The following is a 13,456-nucleotide window of genomic DNA, read 5'->3' as shown; positions in this document are numbered from 1 at the left end:
AATAATCAAACACGCATCCCAAAATATATATTTACACGATAACGTAGAGGACAGAAAGAACCTGAAGAAGCGAAGCGTTCGCCTTTATCCCCCGATTTTAACATTTGTGATATTGATTCAAAAAATCGGGGGATAACAGTGATCGGAAGGTTGTTCTGTCATCGGAGTGGCAAGTGTAAATAGTCTTTAGTTCAAGCCCGAATCAGAACAGGAGTGTTCGATATGAAGATAGAGCATGAAGGTACAACTATACAGGAGTCCATATTGGACGTACATATTACAGAGGCAGGATACGAGCCGGGACAATCGACCATACGCAATATTCGAATGAATGTGGCACGAGGAGAGTTGGTAGGTATTATCGGACCCAATGGTGCGGGCAAAAGTACCACAATCAAAACGCTTCTTGGTCTGCTGGAACATGCGAACTATGAAGTGACGATTGGGGGAGATGGTCGTTATGCCTATATCCCGGAGCAACCGGTTTTTTATGAATATATGACCCTATGGGAACATCTTGATCTGGCGGCAGCGGCGTATGAAATGGAGGAAGAAGCTTTTGTTGCAAGAGCGGAGGAACTGTTGGTTCGTTTCGGCATGGACCATGTTCGAAATGATCTTCCGGCCAGTTTCTCAAAGGGCATGCGGCAGAAAATGATGCTGATGATCGGATTTCTGTCTTCACCGGATATCTATATTGTGGACGAGCCGTTCATCGGACTGGACCCTCGTGCAACCAAGGATTTTCTAAAATTACTTGATGATGAACGTCGCCGCGGCGCGGGTGTGCTTATGTCTACGCATGTACTGGATACCGCTGAACGAATCTGCGACCGGTTTATTCTGATTGCTTCGGGCAGATCTGCTGCCGAGGGAACATTGGATGAGATCCGTGAAGTGGCAGGATTGCCGGAAGCCTCTTTGTTTGACTGTTTTGATGTACTGACGTCTTAGATAGAGAGAGGGTGAGAGAGAATGGAGACTTCCCAGCGTTATACCCCACTTCGTTTATACAGACGAAGACGCAAAGAACATTTCAGGGAACAGATGAAAAATCTCAGACTCGTCGTGGATTGGACCGTGTGGGTATATTTGCTTGTTCCGGGTCTGTTCTATCTGATTGGATGGTACACGAGTCTGTGGACCAAACCGCTGCCTGCATGGGCGACAGGATTACCGCTCCCCGTACTGACTGGGCTGATCGACGTGGTTATGCTTACCGGTGGTGTGTTGATATTTGTGGAGGAAGCGGATGTATTGTTTTTGAAATCAAGACCGTTGTGGATGCGAACGCTAATGAGGCAAGGGCTCTACCGGTCCTGTCTGCAACATCTGGGCAAAATGATCCTGATTACAGCGCTGACCGCACCCCTGTGGTCCCGTGTCTATGAGATGTCGAATCTCCAGATAGCACTTATGGCTGTCTGGTTTGGTGCGGTAGCTTCATTCCAAGCCATAACACTACATATGACGAAGGTTCGACATACTGGATGGCGACGCTGGATTCAGATGATCCCTCTCGTCATTGGCATAGGTTACATGACCATTCATGCGACATCATGGATGCATGGACAGACGTGGAAAATCAGTTTTGGAATCGTAATTATCATGCTTCTTCTAATTACAGTTGGACAGATGAGGCTATTGATGAAGGGAACGTTTGAAGGGGATGTGCGGGAGGATCTGCGGAGCAGGCTGCAGCTTACAGCTCTAATGTTAAGCCGGGCGGTGAGCAAGCCGAAAGCCCCACGAACACGGTCCATCATCTTCCGTAAACCGCGTAAACTGTTACGTAATCGTTCCATCGCGAATCGGACAGCGGAGATTGCATTCAAGGCATTTTTCCGAAACTCGGCCACGATGAAATTGTATCTGCAGCTAGGCGGACTATCCATCGCAGCAGTTGCATTACCACCTTTTCCGGTCAATGTCATTGTGTGTGCGTTATTAATCATCATGTTGACGGTGATGTTTTATCGTTCCTGGGATGTTTTTGCCACGTCCGACTATGTTCAGCTTATAACGTATGACACGGAGGCGCTGCATCTTGCAGGTTCAATGATGGTTCGGATGTTGTTTGTCCCGATTGGTATTCTTATGGGATTCACGCTGGGATTGGCTTGGCTCGGCTGGATCGTCGGTATTCTGACAGCTGCAGGTGCGGTGGCCTTCGGACTCTGCGTCTTATCTATTGCCGGATGGGTCCGGCTGACCCGGGCCTAAAGGAATTCCTTTCTAATTCGGAGCATATCGTGCGCTATATCTGCCCATGCTATAGAAGAAGAATCTCATCTATGGATGATGAGAGATTAGCTGTAGCAAGGAGGAAGAGACGATGATGGATAATAGCGAACTACAGGTGCACTTTTCAGACGATTCAGCGTTGAATGCCGCCAGGGCAACCTTGGAGGAATTGGGATATAAGCCGTATCAGTCCGGCCCGCTGGAACTGTACATCCCCACAGATCGCCAAGATCCTCAGTCTGCCGTAGAGATTGTACAATCTCATGGAGGAAGTGCCGTATTTGCCTCGCAAACGGAAGAACTGGATCAGTTTCAGAATATATCGATTCCGGCTCATCTCGTGAATGAAGACTGGCATGAGGGTTATGCGAGCCAAAACCAGGGAAGCCAGGCTGAGCAAGGCAGACATAACTATAGCGATGACCCGACATACGATGATTCGGCTGATGGATTTTCAGGCAGTGTGAAAGCATAGAAGCATCACAAGCTAAGAGCAGTTCGAGCCAATTTTTCTAAAATGGAACAATGCCCAAAAACCCCGATCGTCCACAATAGTGGATATCGGGGTTTTTGGCATCTGAGCTAATTCATCATGCGCTTAAAGTGTGTAATACCTATTATGATGTAGCGTGTTTATATTCAGCTGCATGCATGCCAGCCGTGTATCCTGTGGAGAATGCAGCGGTGATATTATACCCTCCGGTGTAGCCGTGAATATCCAAAACTTCACCGCAAAAGAATAGTCCAGGCAGCAGCTTGGATTCCATTGTTTTTGGGTATATCTCCTTTAAGTGGATTCCTCCCCCAGTAACAAAGGCTTCTTTGAGCGATCTTGTTCCGTCTGCACGGAAGGTAAAAGCTTTCATTAGCCCACACAAGTTGCTTAACATACCTTTGGGGAAATGGTGGAACGTGAGGTCATCGCTGATCTCTGCCCGTTTCATCATTAAGGGAATCATACGTTCAGGAACCCATGTTTTTAAAATATTTTTGACAGCTTTGCGGGACTCTTGTTCCAATACTTGTTGCAACTGTGCTTCCAATGCACCTAAGGACAGTTCCGGGAACAGATCAATGCTCATAATGACCTGTGGGTTTCCAGACTTCATCTGAACCTTGCGGATAAATTGGCTGCAGCGCAGTGCAACCGGTCCTGACACGCCAAAATGCGTGAAGATCATATCCCCGCGATGAGAGATGACTGTTTTTCCTTTGGCATCTACTACGGATAGAGCGATATCCCTTAAAGACAAACCTTGCAGTTCTTTAGACTGAATCCAACTCTCTCCAGACACAATGGGCACTTCGGTCGGATATAACTCCGTTATCGTGTGACCCGCAGCCTCAGCCCAAGGATAACCATCTCCGGTAGATCCCGTTTGGGGTACGGACTTGCCGCCGGTAGCGATGATGACAGAGCGCCCAAGAATGGTTTTACCGGATATCAATTTAACACCTTGTATCTGCTGACCATTCTGAATAATTTCCTTGACCGGTTCTTTGGTGCGAATCTCAACGCCGAGGGAGACAATCTTGCCAACCAGCGCATCCACAACTGTTTTCGCTTTATCGGTTACAGGGAACATTCTGCCGTTGTCTTCTTCTTTCAGGGCAATTCCGAGATTCTCGAAGAAACGCATGATTCCCTGGTTGTCCAAATTTTGAAACGAACTATATAAAAAGCGTCCATTACCCGGAATATGTCGGATGAGTTCATCCGTTTCCTTGGCATTGGTTACATTGCATCGACCTCCGCCAGAGATGCCGAGTTTACGACCCAGTTGATCTCCTTTATCCAGCAGAAGCACGGAGGCTCCATGCTCGGCAGCAGCAACGCAAGCCATCAGGCCCGCAGATCCACCACCAATTACAATGACATCATACATATGTTATTACCCTCTTTTTTCATTGATTTTGTCTGTTTTACGAAAAATGTGTCTACTCCTGGCTTTTTCTGAAATATAATGGAGTTATGAGCAGTTCTATTGTGCAGTCTTAAGGGATATATTGTAATATACTGTCGCCTATGTTTTAATCAGAAATACATGAGGGAATGTGCAGGCAGAGGAGGAGATGGCATTGTGGTTGCGTTAAAGGACATGCTTTTACAAGTACTGCTGGCAGGGTCGGCGGTATTTCTGATTCCCTTATTCCGTCTGGTACTCTCCAAGCGGGCTATTGCTAGAATGGAACATGCCGGAACTGTTCATACCAGTTTTGCTGTGACAAGTGCCCTGAGCATGTTATTGTGTCTGCTGTTTGCGCTCTATGCAAGCCCGGTGGCCGTACCCATATCATTAAGCATCGTACCTGTGATACTTGTTATTTTGTATTGTAAGTCCGCTATAGGCCTAACGCTGTCCATTCTACATATTCTCTTCTATTTTCTTTTTGCGCATCCCTATGATCTGTACGGATTTCTCCTTCATACGGGCATTCTTCTCTATCCTATTGTATGGTTGTCTGCCAAACGATTCAAGCATAATACACCTTCACGCAAAATGGCGATCCTCATCATCCTGATTACAATGGAACTGATTGTAACGAGTCTGTTATGGATCGCATCCCTCCAGAATGAATCCACATACTCTGCGACCTACATGATACTTACAGCACTTGGATATACCGCTGGAGCCATTGTTGCGGGCAGTCTGAGTCTGCTATGGCTGGAACGGATGAAGCACTATCGCGGGCTGGAGCAACATCTCTCGGAAGTCCACCAGCGATACATAGCCGAAACGGAGAAACTTCATCAGATTCTGAACGCAGTGCCTCTCTCCATTGCCACCGTAGATAAACAAGGCACAGTGATGTTTGTCAATGAGATGATGGAGCAAACGGCAAGGGAGCAGCTACCTTGTACCTCCACGCCTGATCTCATTGGACAGCCTGCCAGTCAATTTGTTGAACAAGGTCAGGCGGACAAGATGGATAAAAGCATTCGCAGAGCCGTCGTTCATGGTGAGATTAGTGGGTTGACCGTTCGTTACGGTGCACACGTATTTCAATCCCGAACCGTACCGATTTATGCCTTTTCAACAGAGTCTGCGAGAGAAGTTACAGGAGCCATGCTGATCATCCAGGATATCACGGAGCTTGAGATGTTGCGAAGTGAACTGGATAATGTGGATCGTCTCAGTCTGGTGGGGCAGATGGCTGCAAGCATTACGCATGAGGTGCGTAATCCAATGGCGGTTGTACGTGGCTTTCTTCAACTCATGCAGGAAAAGAGTCCTGATTCCCTCGATCACTATTACCGGATCGTTCTGGAAGAGCTGGACCGGGCCAATAGTATCATTAATGATTTCTTGTCTTTGGCTCAGAATCGTATTGCCGAGAAAGAAGAATCCCAGCTGCACGATATCATCCATGAACTCAGTCCGTTGTTATGGGCGGATGCGAACCTGCGTGGTCAGAGTATAGAACTCATGTTGGCCCATAATGTGCCAAAGCTGCATCTCAATTCTAAGGAAATCAAACAGGTGGTGTTGAACCTGGCCCGTAACGGGATGGAAGCCATGAATGAGAAGGGTGTGCTTACACTGGAGACCAGAATAGTGGATGATAAGGTGGAACTGTGTGTACGTGACACAGGACCTGGTCTACCTAGAGTGAAGAAGGAAAAGCTGTTTGAACCTTTCTATACGACAAAAGCCAAGGGAACCGGACTTGGATTGTCCATGTGCCTGAGTATTGTGGAACGACATAATGGAACCATTACTGTGGAATCGGAGGAAGGCCAGGGCACAACCTTCAAAGTGGCATTTGAACGTTAGTCATTCAGCATATTTTGCCAGACATTGAGACATAATATTATGGAAGAAGCCTTTCCGCAGGCGGTTTCTGAATCTTGCTTTCATTGCTTATGGATGTATAATAGGAATAGCACATCATTACATCCATAATGTTCGATATGAATGTAACGTTGTTTTGGAGAGTTTATTGGCCTTTAATTCTATCGAGATCATAGAACAACCATTTATAAGGAGTGAAACCGAATGTCGATGTCATTTGATCAATACATGAAAGATATGGTTCAACCGATGCGGGATGATTTAACTCGTCTAGGAATCCAGGAGTTGCGTACTCCTGAAGAAGTGGAAGCAAGTCTTCCGGATGCAAAAGGAACAGCGCTGGTTGTCATTAACTCTGTATGCGGATGTGCCGCAGGTCAATGTCGCCCAGGTGTATCCCAAGCACTGCAGCACGATATTACACCGGATCATCTGTACACTGTATTTGCTGGTCAGGACAAAGAAGCAACTGCAAAAGCACGTGAATTCTTTGCACCGTATCCTCCATCTTCACCGTCCATCGCTCTGATGAAAGACGGAGAACTCGTTCACTTTATCGAGCGTCATCAAGTGGAAGACCGTTCTGCAGAGGATATTGCGGCTGATCTCAAAAGTGCATTTGACCGTTACTGCCGTTAATTCGCTCCAATAGAACGCCCCGCCCTTCGGATCACCGATGCCGGGGCGTTTCATTTTGGATAGATAAGGTTATTGATCCATTCGGACCTTTCAAGCTGGACATCAAATTTCATTCATTTAGAAACGGGGTGTGTGAACGATGAGTTTGCAACAACAGATCATCGCTGAATTGAAGGTTAAACCAAGCATTAATGAAGAAGAGGAAGTACGCAAGCGTGTTGATTTTCTGAAGACGTATGTGAAAAATGCGGGTGCCAAGGGTTTGCTGATTGCGATCAGCGGCGGTATTGACAGTGCAGTGGCTACGGCGCTTTGCAAAAGAGCGACGGACGAGCTCACGCAAGAGAACAACCAAGAGTACAAAACGCTTGGTGTGTTCCAACCTTATGGTGAACAATCCGATATCGACCACAGCTACGCTGTAGCCAAAGCATACGATCTGAAGCATGTCGTGGAAACCAATATCGAAGATGCAGTGAACGAGATTGCGCTGGAAGTGGAGCAAGGTTTCAAATCCTTAGGCAGCCCACGTCATATGACTCACCAAGGCAAAGGTAATGTAAAGGCGAGAACTCGTATGGTTATGCAATATGCGCTTTCGTTTGAAGAGAACCTGCTCGTTGTAGGTACGGATCATGCGTCCGAAGCCATCACAGGTTTCTATACCAAATGGGGCGACGGTGCTGTGGATATCACGCCACTGAGCACCCTGAACAAACGTCAGGTACGCCAGTTGGCAGCATATCTGAACGTGCCACAGGCTGTTTTGGACAAAGCACCATCGGCAGGGCTATGGGAAGGTCAGACGGACGAAGATGAGCTGGGAATCTCGTATGAAGCGAACAGCGACTATCTCGAAGGCAAACAGATCGATCCGGCTGCACAAGAGCGCCTCGAAGCGTTCTATACGCGCACACATCACAAACGCAATGCCATTCCTGGTATCTAATACGGGTGGGTGAGCATGATCGTTATATAGGGAATGCAAAAAGAGTCACTGCCGTGAGCAGTGACTCTTTTTGTTATGTGGAACGAGAAATTGCAAAAATCCAGGTGACTACTATATTAAAGATGAGTTAGCTATTCCATTCTTTGATCTGTTGCAGGGTTTGGGTGATGGCTTGCTCCAGTTGCGGAGTGGTTTCTTTAAATGGGTGTACGGTATTAAAGGTATGGTTCCCATCAGGAATCTGGTGCCATGGGATATCAGGGCGTGCTTGCACAAGTGCGGCAGAACCGTCCCGCAGACGCGGGGGATCTTCTGTTCCCTGAATGAGTGCGACTCGCACAGGTGAAGAAGCCAAGCGGTCAATGATAGCGTAACGTTTGCTATGCTTGTCCAGGTCTTCCAGAATAGCCACGTCCAGTGGCATCTGCTGGCCTGTTCGTCCGTTAACGACATGGCTACGGCCATGCGTACGCATTTCTTCTTTTTGCTCCGCTGTGAAGAGATCCAGATTGGTTACGCCATTCCAGGAGATGACACCTGCCACCTGCTCGGGATGATCCAGTGCATAGACGAGACTTACGCCCGCACCGCGGCTATGACCAACCAGGTATACAGGAAGTCCAGTGAGTTCAGGTTGTGTAGCCACATGTTCCAATACCAGGGCCAGATCGGCAAGCTCCCGGCTGTAGGTATTCACTGCGAACTTTTCAAGTTCAGAGAATTGCTCCAGATATTCGCCGATACCGTTGTGAGAGAAATTAAAGGTCAGCACATGATGCGTCTCGCTTAGCTGTGCAGCTGCATAGGGGAACATGCCCCAGTCTTTGAAGCCTTTGTATCCGTGAGACAGAACGATGACACCTTGAGCGGGTTGTTGTGCAGGGAAAAAGTCTCCGCGAATGATCGCATCTACGTCAGTGGGCAATTCAAAAGTTATGGGCATTATTCAGACCTCCTAAGAATTTCAGACGATTCCTGATTCATATTTTAGCATATATGGTAATGCGGATAGGTACTCGCTTCTGATCGTCCCTCCTGCTACAATAGAATACGTGTTCGGAGAGTTACGGATCATGTGATTGAATGGAGATCTTTTACAATGAAGGTTCAAAAAGAGCGGTTTTCAGTACCGAGAAGATGGGACTTTTTGAATAACCTCTTACAGTATAAAAGATTAAGCGGGTGAAGCGTTGATGATATATGGCATAGGCAATGATGTGCTGGAGATTGGACGTATGCGGAAGCTGCTGTCCGGTCGCCATGCGGAAGCTTTCATAAAACGAATTTTAACGCCAGCAGAGCGGGAGATCGCGGTTCGTCGAGGGAAGCGGATGACGGAGTTTGTTTCCGGTCGATTTGCAGCGAAAGAAGCGGTGTCTAAGGCATTTGGCTGCGGTATTGGTGGCGTAATGGGCTTCACTGACATTGAAGTGCTGCCTGATGGGACAGGACGTCCCGTGGCCTCGCTGTCCAGTCAAGCCTGGGAACGTCTGCAGCTGCCATATGATAAGCAATATGACATTCATTTGAGTATTACGCATCAGACGGAATTGGCAGCGGCCTTTGCGATCGTGGAGCAGATGGAAAAGTAGTTAGCTTGGCAATAGGAGAGGACGGAAATATGGGTTTACAGGAACAGAAACAACATTTCAGCGTGAATTTGCTGGACTGGTATATGGTCAACCGACGGGATTTGCCGTGGCGTCGCCACAACAATCCGTATTTCACATGGGTATCGGAGATTATGCTTCAGCAGACTCGGGTCGATACGGTAATTCCGTATTTCAATCGTTTTATCGGGAATTTCCCGACCGTGCAAGCGTTAGCGGAGGCACCCGAAGAGGATGTGTTGAAAAATTGGGAGGGACTCGGTTATTACTCCCGTGCACGTAATCTTCAGGCAGCCGCGAGACAAGTCATGGAGCTGCACGGAGGCGAGATGCCGCAGGACAAGCCGGCTGTCTTTGCATTAAAAGGGGTGGGCCCGTATACTGCCGGGGCCATTCTCAGCATTGCCTTCAACCAGCCGCAGCCTGCGGTAGATGGCAATGTCATGCGGGTACTGTCCCGATACTTCCTCATCGATGAGGACATTATGAAGGGCAGCACCCGGGTGTTGATGGAAGAGCTCGCAGGAGAGCTCATTCCGGAAGGGCGAGCGCGTGATTTCAATCAGGCGCTGATGGAGCTTGGCGCGCTGGTATGTACACCCAAAGCGCCGCACTGCCTGACTTGCCCGGTCATGGAGCAATGTTCCGGCCGAATCGCCGGAAGAGAGCTTACCCTGCCGGTCAAGACCAAGGCGAAGCCGCCGCGCCCTGAGCAGCGGCTGGTCGCGATTGTGGAGGGCCGCGGTGCTCATCGCGGCCAAGTGCTTGTGCGCCAGCGCCCAGACACGGGCCTATTGGCCCGCATGTGGGAGCTGCCGCATGTGCTCGCGGCGCCTGCCGCAGCAAGCAAGAAGGCGGCGCCGCTGGCGGATGAGCCGGCCATGGCATTGTTGGCCGGCAGTCTGTGGGCGGAAGGCTTCGCTGCCCGCCCGGAAGGGCTGGCTACCCATGCGGAGCATGTGTTCAGCCACATTGTCTGGAGCCTGCAGGTGTACAAGTGTACCGAGCAGGACCAGAGCAGTGAGCTTCCGCTGATCGCAGCGGAAGCCAGAGCCGCCTACGAGGCACAGGCGTCAACAAGGGAGGGCACAGCCTCATCGTCAACTGTGTCACCTGAGTCAGACACAATGCATCCATCGGAGCCAGGCACGCCTAATGCGCAGAACATCTCAACATCGCTTAACGATGGAGAGATGTTGATGTCATCATCTGATGTTAGTGACCTAGCGCTGAGCACTCCGACACTGACAGGTAAAGGCGATGGCTTGACCTACCGCTGGATCGGTCCGGAAGATATGGATAAGATGGCATTCCCGAATATCTTCCTGAAGCTGATCAGCAGTTATTTTGCTGGTGCGTATGATCAAGTGAATGATTAAATGGGGGAGCTAACGAACTCCAGAGGTCTTATCATGTGGATATACCACAATTATAAATTCTAACGAACCTGAGTGACGTTATCATAGACAAATCAACCCAAAAGTGCGTATCAAAGCCCGTATCTGGGGAAATAGCTACTCTGAGATTCGTTAGGTTCGCGATACGATGAAATATCGAGCAATAACGTGTCCTGGGTTCGTTAGAAACAAAACACCCATTAACTATAGTGATAGCAAAAAGAGAGCCTGATCACGGTCATGATGACCGAATCAGGCTCTCTTTTATGTTAACTGTTGCATGCTAACAGTCTTATTTTGCAGAAGCGTAACGTTTGTTCACTTCATCCCAGTTGATTACATTCCAGAAAGCGGCGATGTAGTCAGGACGTTTGTTTTGGTAGTTCAGGTAGTAAGCGTGCTCCCATACATCCAGACCCAGAACCGGAGTCAGACCTTCGAAGAGAGGGCTGTCTTGGTTAGGTGTGCTAGTGATGGACAACTTACCATCTTTGCCAACTACGAGCCAAGCCCAGCCGGAACCGAAACGAGTTGTAGCTGCTTTAGCGAAATCTTCTTTGAATTTGTCAAAGCCACCCAGTTCGCTATCGATAGCTGCTGCGATATCGCCTGTAGGAGCGCCGCCGCCGTTAGGTCCGATGATTTCCCAGAACAAGCTGTGGTTAGCATGTCCACCACCATTGTTGCGAACCGCTGTGCGGATGCCTTCTGGTACGCTGTCAAGGTTAGCAATCAGATCTTCCAAGCTTTTTTCTTGCAGTTCAGGAGCGCTTTCCAGAGCTGCGTTCAAGTTAGTTACATACGTATTGTGATGGCGATCGTGGTGGATTTCCATCGTTTTTGCATCGATATGTGGTTCCAGTGCGTCGTTAGCGTAAGGAAGTGCTGGTAATTGAAAAGTCATAATGAAATACCTCCTGAGATTTTAGGTTTTTTTGAAAACAGGTACATATGTAATAATACCCTTGCCACTAATATTAAACCGCATTCGAGCTAATTAAGCAACATTTTTGTTTATTAAGTCCCCCGAGGCGTTGATCTAATGATGGGCCAGAGATAACAAACATATTTTACCCTTTATGCAACTATTTATGTGTTTTCAGACGTTTAAATAGATTAAAAGTTTAATATTCGTATGTAAACGGTTACAATTAAGCGCTTTCAAAAGAAAATGCGTGTTTTATGGAGAAAAGTATGGTTTAATTGACGAAGAAGCGGTATTTTCTCGTTTTTTGTCATTATATGAACATTGGGTTTTTGGTAAAAAGGGATTCCCTTTTTGTAAAAAACCTCATCTAAGCTAACGAAAAGGGAGATTTAAGACATGCACGTTCGTTCCTTTCAGTTGAGTGATGCAAGCCAGATGACGGAGCTTCTCCAGGTTGCACTATCGGAAGAGTGTTATGAGAACACGATGGGCCCGTTTGCCCGTCAATTGTCATGGGATTCAGACCTGATCATGGTTGCGGAAGAAGAGGGAGACCTCGTAGGCGCTTTGATCGGTACGATTGATCACAACCAGGGTTGTATCTACCGTATTGCGGTACATCCAGACTATCGTCGCCGTGGAGTCGGCAAAACACTTGTCGAGGCTATGGAACAGCGGTTCCAGCAGCGTAAAGTCAGCCAAGTATGGGTGGCGGGTGATGAGCACAATAAAGTAGCCATGCCTCTATATGAAGCAATGGGTTACGGTGCCAATCAGATTATGAGCGCTTTCCAGACTCTTAGTATTTTGTCCAAAGCTTAGTTTGCATGTTTAAAAAGAAATAAAAAAAAGATTTTCATTTCATATTAGGCATATCTCTTTAACGTGTAAGAACGTGAGGGATGTGCCTTTCTATTTATATGAGTGTTCTTCACGTCATATTCCTCTGGTTCCCTCATTTTCTGAACATGCTTCGGAGTCCCTGAATTCTATTTAAATCACCCTGACTATCCCGGCTGTATTCACGATAACCAAGGTATTGGTGCTCATAACCAATTGTTTCACTCTCCCAAATGGAGTAGACTGAAAGGGAGTATGGTTACCATGTTACAAGTTTAATTCAACTATTTAATAAATGAGGTGTCCCTTTGAATTCCAATAATCATTCAATGGAACATGTGACTTCCGAGCAACGAAATGAACCGTCAAAGCCTGAACAACCGGGGAAATCCTGGGTTGTCGAGCTGTGGGACTGGGTCAAAACGATTGTTGTTGCTTTTGTAATCATGATGCTGCTGAACCTGTTTGTGTTTAATCTGTCAATGGTCAAGGGACAGTCCATGCAGCCGACACTGGTTGAGCGAGATCGCCTTTTCGTCAACAAAATCGTATACCATCTGGGTAATCCTTCCCGATCAGATGTGATCGTACTTCGTGATCCAAGCGAAGGTGTGGAGAAGAAGGATTTTCTGGTGAAACGGATCGTTGGACTTCCGGGAGATACAATTGAAGTTAGGGATCACCATCTATATGTGAACGGCGAGCAACAAGCGGAAACGTACACCGACATTGAGGTGCAGGACCCTGATTTTGGCCCAATCACCTTGGAGCCGGATCATTTCTTCGTGATGGGGGATAATCGTCATGAAGGCAAAAGTAAGGATAGCCGAGTGTTTGGCAGTATTACATCCGACCAGATTGTAGGCAAGGCTGAATTTATTTTCTGGCCGTTTTCTGAATTGAAGAAATTGTAAAATGCTTACAGGACAACAACTTCAGACTGCATTTTGCGTTAAACCATATAGAGTTCGTTCCGTTTGAATTCAAGTATGCAAGGCATATATAGAAATTAACGCCTGTCCTCTTACCGTGAGGCGGGCGTTCACTATTTACGG

13 protein-coding genes are annotated in these 13,456 nt (G+C 47.5%); 10 read left to right on the top strand and 3 right to left on the bottom strand.

All coding sequences use genetic code 11. The annotated features are described in order from the left end of the window. Nucleotides 1–222 precede the first annotated feature (222 nt). From C170_RS22235 to C170_RS22225, 3 genes are all read left to right on the top strand, one after another. Nucleotides 223–954, top strand: coding sequence for an ABC transporter ATP-binding protein (locus tag C170_RS22235; protein WP_036614152.1), 732 nt, complete (start codon nt 223–225; stop codon nt 952–954). A 21-nt stretch (nt 955–975) separates the two neighbouring features. Continuing rightward, the gene (locus C170_RS22230) at nt 976–2,223 is read left to right on the top strand and encodes an ABC transporter permease (RefSeq protein WP_036614150.1); all 1,248 of its coding nucleotides are present in this window, start codon (nt 976–978) and stop codon (nt 2,221–2,223) included. A 112-nt stretch (nt 2,224–2,335) separates the two neighbouring features. After that, nucleotides 2,336–2,719: a hypothetical protein gene (locus C170_RS22225; RefSeq protein WP_051447349.1), complete on the top strand. Its 384-nt coding sequence runs from the start codon at nt 2,336–2,338 to the stop codon at nt 2,717–2,719. Nucleotides 2,720–2,861: 142 nt separating this feature from the next. Here the strand turns inward: C170_RS22225 and C170_RS22220 are convergent, their stop codons facing one another. Then, a complete protein-coding gene (locus tag C170_RS22220; RefSeq protein ID WP_036614148.1) occupies nt 2,862–4,130 on the bottom strand; it encodes an NAD(P)/FAD-dependent oxidoreductase in 1,269 nt (422 codons plus the stop codon). A gap of 195 nt (nt 4,131–4,325) precedes the next feature. Here C170_RS22220 and C170_RS22215 point away from each other — a divergent pair, with 195 nt between their 5' ends. From C170_RS22215 to nadE, 3 genes are all read left to right on the top strand, one after another. Beyond that, entirely contained in the window at nt 4,326–6,020 is a 1,695-nt protein-coding gene (locus C170_RS22215) for a two-component system sensor histidine kinase NtrB (RefSeq protein ID WP_162158988.1), read from the top strand. Between the two features lie 222 nt (nt 6,021–6,242). Then, nucleotides 6,243–6,677, top strand: coding sequence for a BrxA/BrxB family bacilliredoxin (locus C170_RS22210; RefSeq protein WP_017690788.1), 435 nt, complete (start codon nt 6,243–6,245; stop codon nt 6,675–6,677). A 139-nt stretch (nt 6,678–6,816) separates the two neighbouring features. Continuing rightward, nucleotides 6,817–7,626 (top strand): ammonia-dependent NAD(+) synthetase, encoded by an 810-nt coding sequence (gene nadE / locus C170_RS22205; RefSeq protein ID WP_036614145.1) that lies wholly within the window; start codon nt 6,817–6,819, stop codon nt 7,624–7,626. 127 nt (nt 7,627–7,753) lie between these two features. Here the strand turns inward: nadE and C170_RS22200 are convergent, their stop codons facing one another. Then, nucleotides 7,754–8,569, bottom strand: coding sequence for an alpha/beta fold hydrolase (locus tag C170_RS22200; RefSeq protein WP_036614143.1), 816 nt, complete (start codon nt 8,567–8,569; stop codon nt 7,754–7,756). 250 nt (nt 8,570–8,819) lie between these two features. On the opposite strand from C170_RS22200, the gene acpS reads away from it, so the two are divergent. Both acpS and mutY read left to right on the top strand, forming a co-directional pair. Beyond that, a complete protein-coding gene (gene acpS / locus C170_RS22195; protein WP_036614140.1) occupies nt 8,820–9,218 on the top strand; it encodes a holo-ACP synthase in 399 nt (132 codons plus the stop codon). Nucleotides 9,219–9,247: 29 nt separating this feature from the next. After that, the gene (gene mutY / locus C170_RS22190; protein WP_036614139.1) at nt 9,248–10,615 is read left to right on the top strand and encodes an A/G-specific adenine glycosylase; all 1,368 of its coding nucleotides are present in this window, start codon (nt 9,248–9,250) and stop codon (nt 10,613–10,615) included. A gap of 310 nt (nt 10,616–10,925) precedes the next feature. Here the strand turns inward: mutY and C170_RS22185 are convergent, their stop codons facing one another. Beyond that, the gene (locus C170_RS22185) at nt 10,926–11,537 is read right to left on the bottom strand and encodes a superoxide dismutase (protein ID WP_036614138.1); all 612 of its coding nucleotides are present in this window, start codon (nt 11,535–11,537) and stop codon (nt 10,926–10,928) included. Between the two features lie 420 nt (nt 11,538–11,957). Between C170_RS22185 and C170_RS22180 the strand changes: the two genes are divergently transcribed. Together C170_RS22180 and lepB are read left to right on the top strand one after the other, a co-directional pair. Further along, nucleotides 11,958–12,383 (top strand): GNAT family N-acetyltransferase, encoded by a 426-nt coding sequence (locus C170_RS22180; RefSeq protein WP_017690782.1) that lies wholly within the window; start codon nt 11,958–11,960, stop codon nt 12,381–12,383. A gap of 347 nt (nt 12,384–12,730) precedes the next feature. Next, on the top strand, nt 12,731–13,315 hold the full coding sequence (gene lepB, locus C170_RS22175; RefSeq protein WP_036614252.1) for a signal peptidase I: 585 nt from the start codon (nt 12,731–12,733) through the stop codon (nt 13,313–13,315). Nucleotides 13,316–13,456 lie beyond the last annotated feature (141 nt).

This window comes from Paenibacillus sp. FSL H7-689 (genome assembly GCF_000517905.1).
GTDB classification, from domain to species: domain Bacteria; phylum Bacillota; class Bacilli; order Paenibacillales; family Paenibacillaceae; genus Paenibacillus; species Paenibacillus amylolyticus.
Note: the sequence above shows the minus strand (reverse complement) of the source record. Positions and strands in the feature narration are given on the sequence as shown.

Excerpts from the sequence above, each read along its gene's own strand:
- mutY (WP_036614139.1), top strand. The coding sequence starts at position 9,248 with ATGGGTTTACAGGAACAGAAACAACATTTCAGCGTGAATTTGCTGGAC.
- C170_RS22185 (WP_036614138.1), bottom strand. The coding sequence starts at position 11,537 with ATGACTTTTCAATTACCAGCACTTCCTTACGCTAACGACGCACTGGAA.
- C170_RS22200 (WP_036614143.1), bottom strand. The coding sequence starts at position 8,569 with ATGCCCATAACTTTTGAATTGCCCACTGACGTAGATGCGATCATTCGC.
- C170_RS22180 (WP_017690782.1), top strand. The coding sequence starts at position 11,958 with ATGCACGTTCGTTCCTTTCAGTTGAGTGATGCAAGCCAGATGACGGAG.
- C170_RS22225 (WP_051447349.1), top strand. The coding sequence starts at position 2,336 with ATGATGGATAATAGCGAACTACAGGTGCACTTTTCAGACGATTCAGCG.
- lepB (WP_036614252.1), top strand. The coding sequence starts at position 12,731 with ATGGAACATGTGACTTCCGAGCAACGAAATGAACCGTCAAAGCCTGAA.
- C170_RS22235 (WP_036614152.1), top strand. The coding sequence starts at position 223 with ATGAAGATAGAGCATGAAGGTACAACTATACAGGAGTCCATATTGGAC.
- acpS (WP_036614140.1), top strand. The coding sequence starts at position 8,820 with ATGATATATGGCATAGGCAATGATGTGCTGGAGATTGGACGTATGCGG.
- nadE (WP_036614145.1), top strand. The coding sequence starts at position 6,817 with ATGAGTTTGCAACAACAGATCATCGCTGAATTGAAGGTTAAACCAAGC.
- C170_RS22230 (WP_036614150.1), top strand. The coding sequence starts at position 976 with ATGGAGACTTCCCAGCGTTATACCCCACTTCGTTTATACAGACGAAGA.
- C170_RS22210 (WP_017690788.1), top strand. The coding sequence starts at position 6,243 with ATGTCGATGTCATTTGATCAATACATGAAAGATATGGTTCAACCGATG.
- C170_RS22220 (WP_036614148.1), bottom strand. The coding sequence starts at position 4,130 with ATGTATGATGTCATTGTAATTGGTGGTGGATCTGCGGGCCTGATGGCT.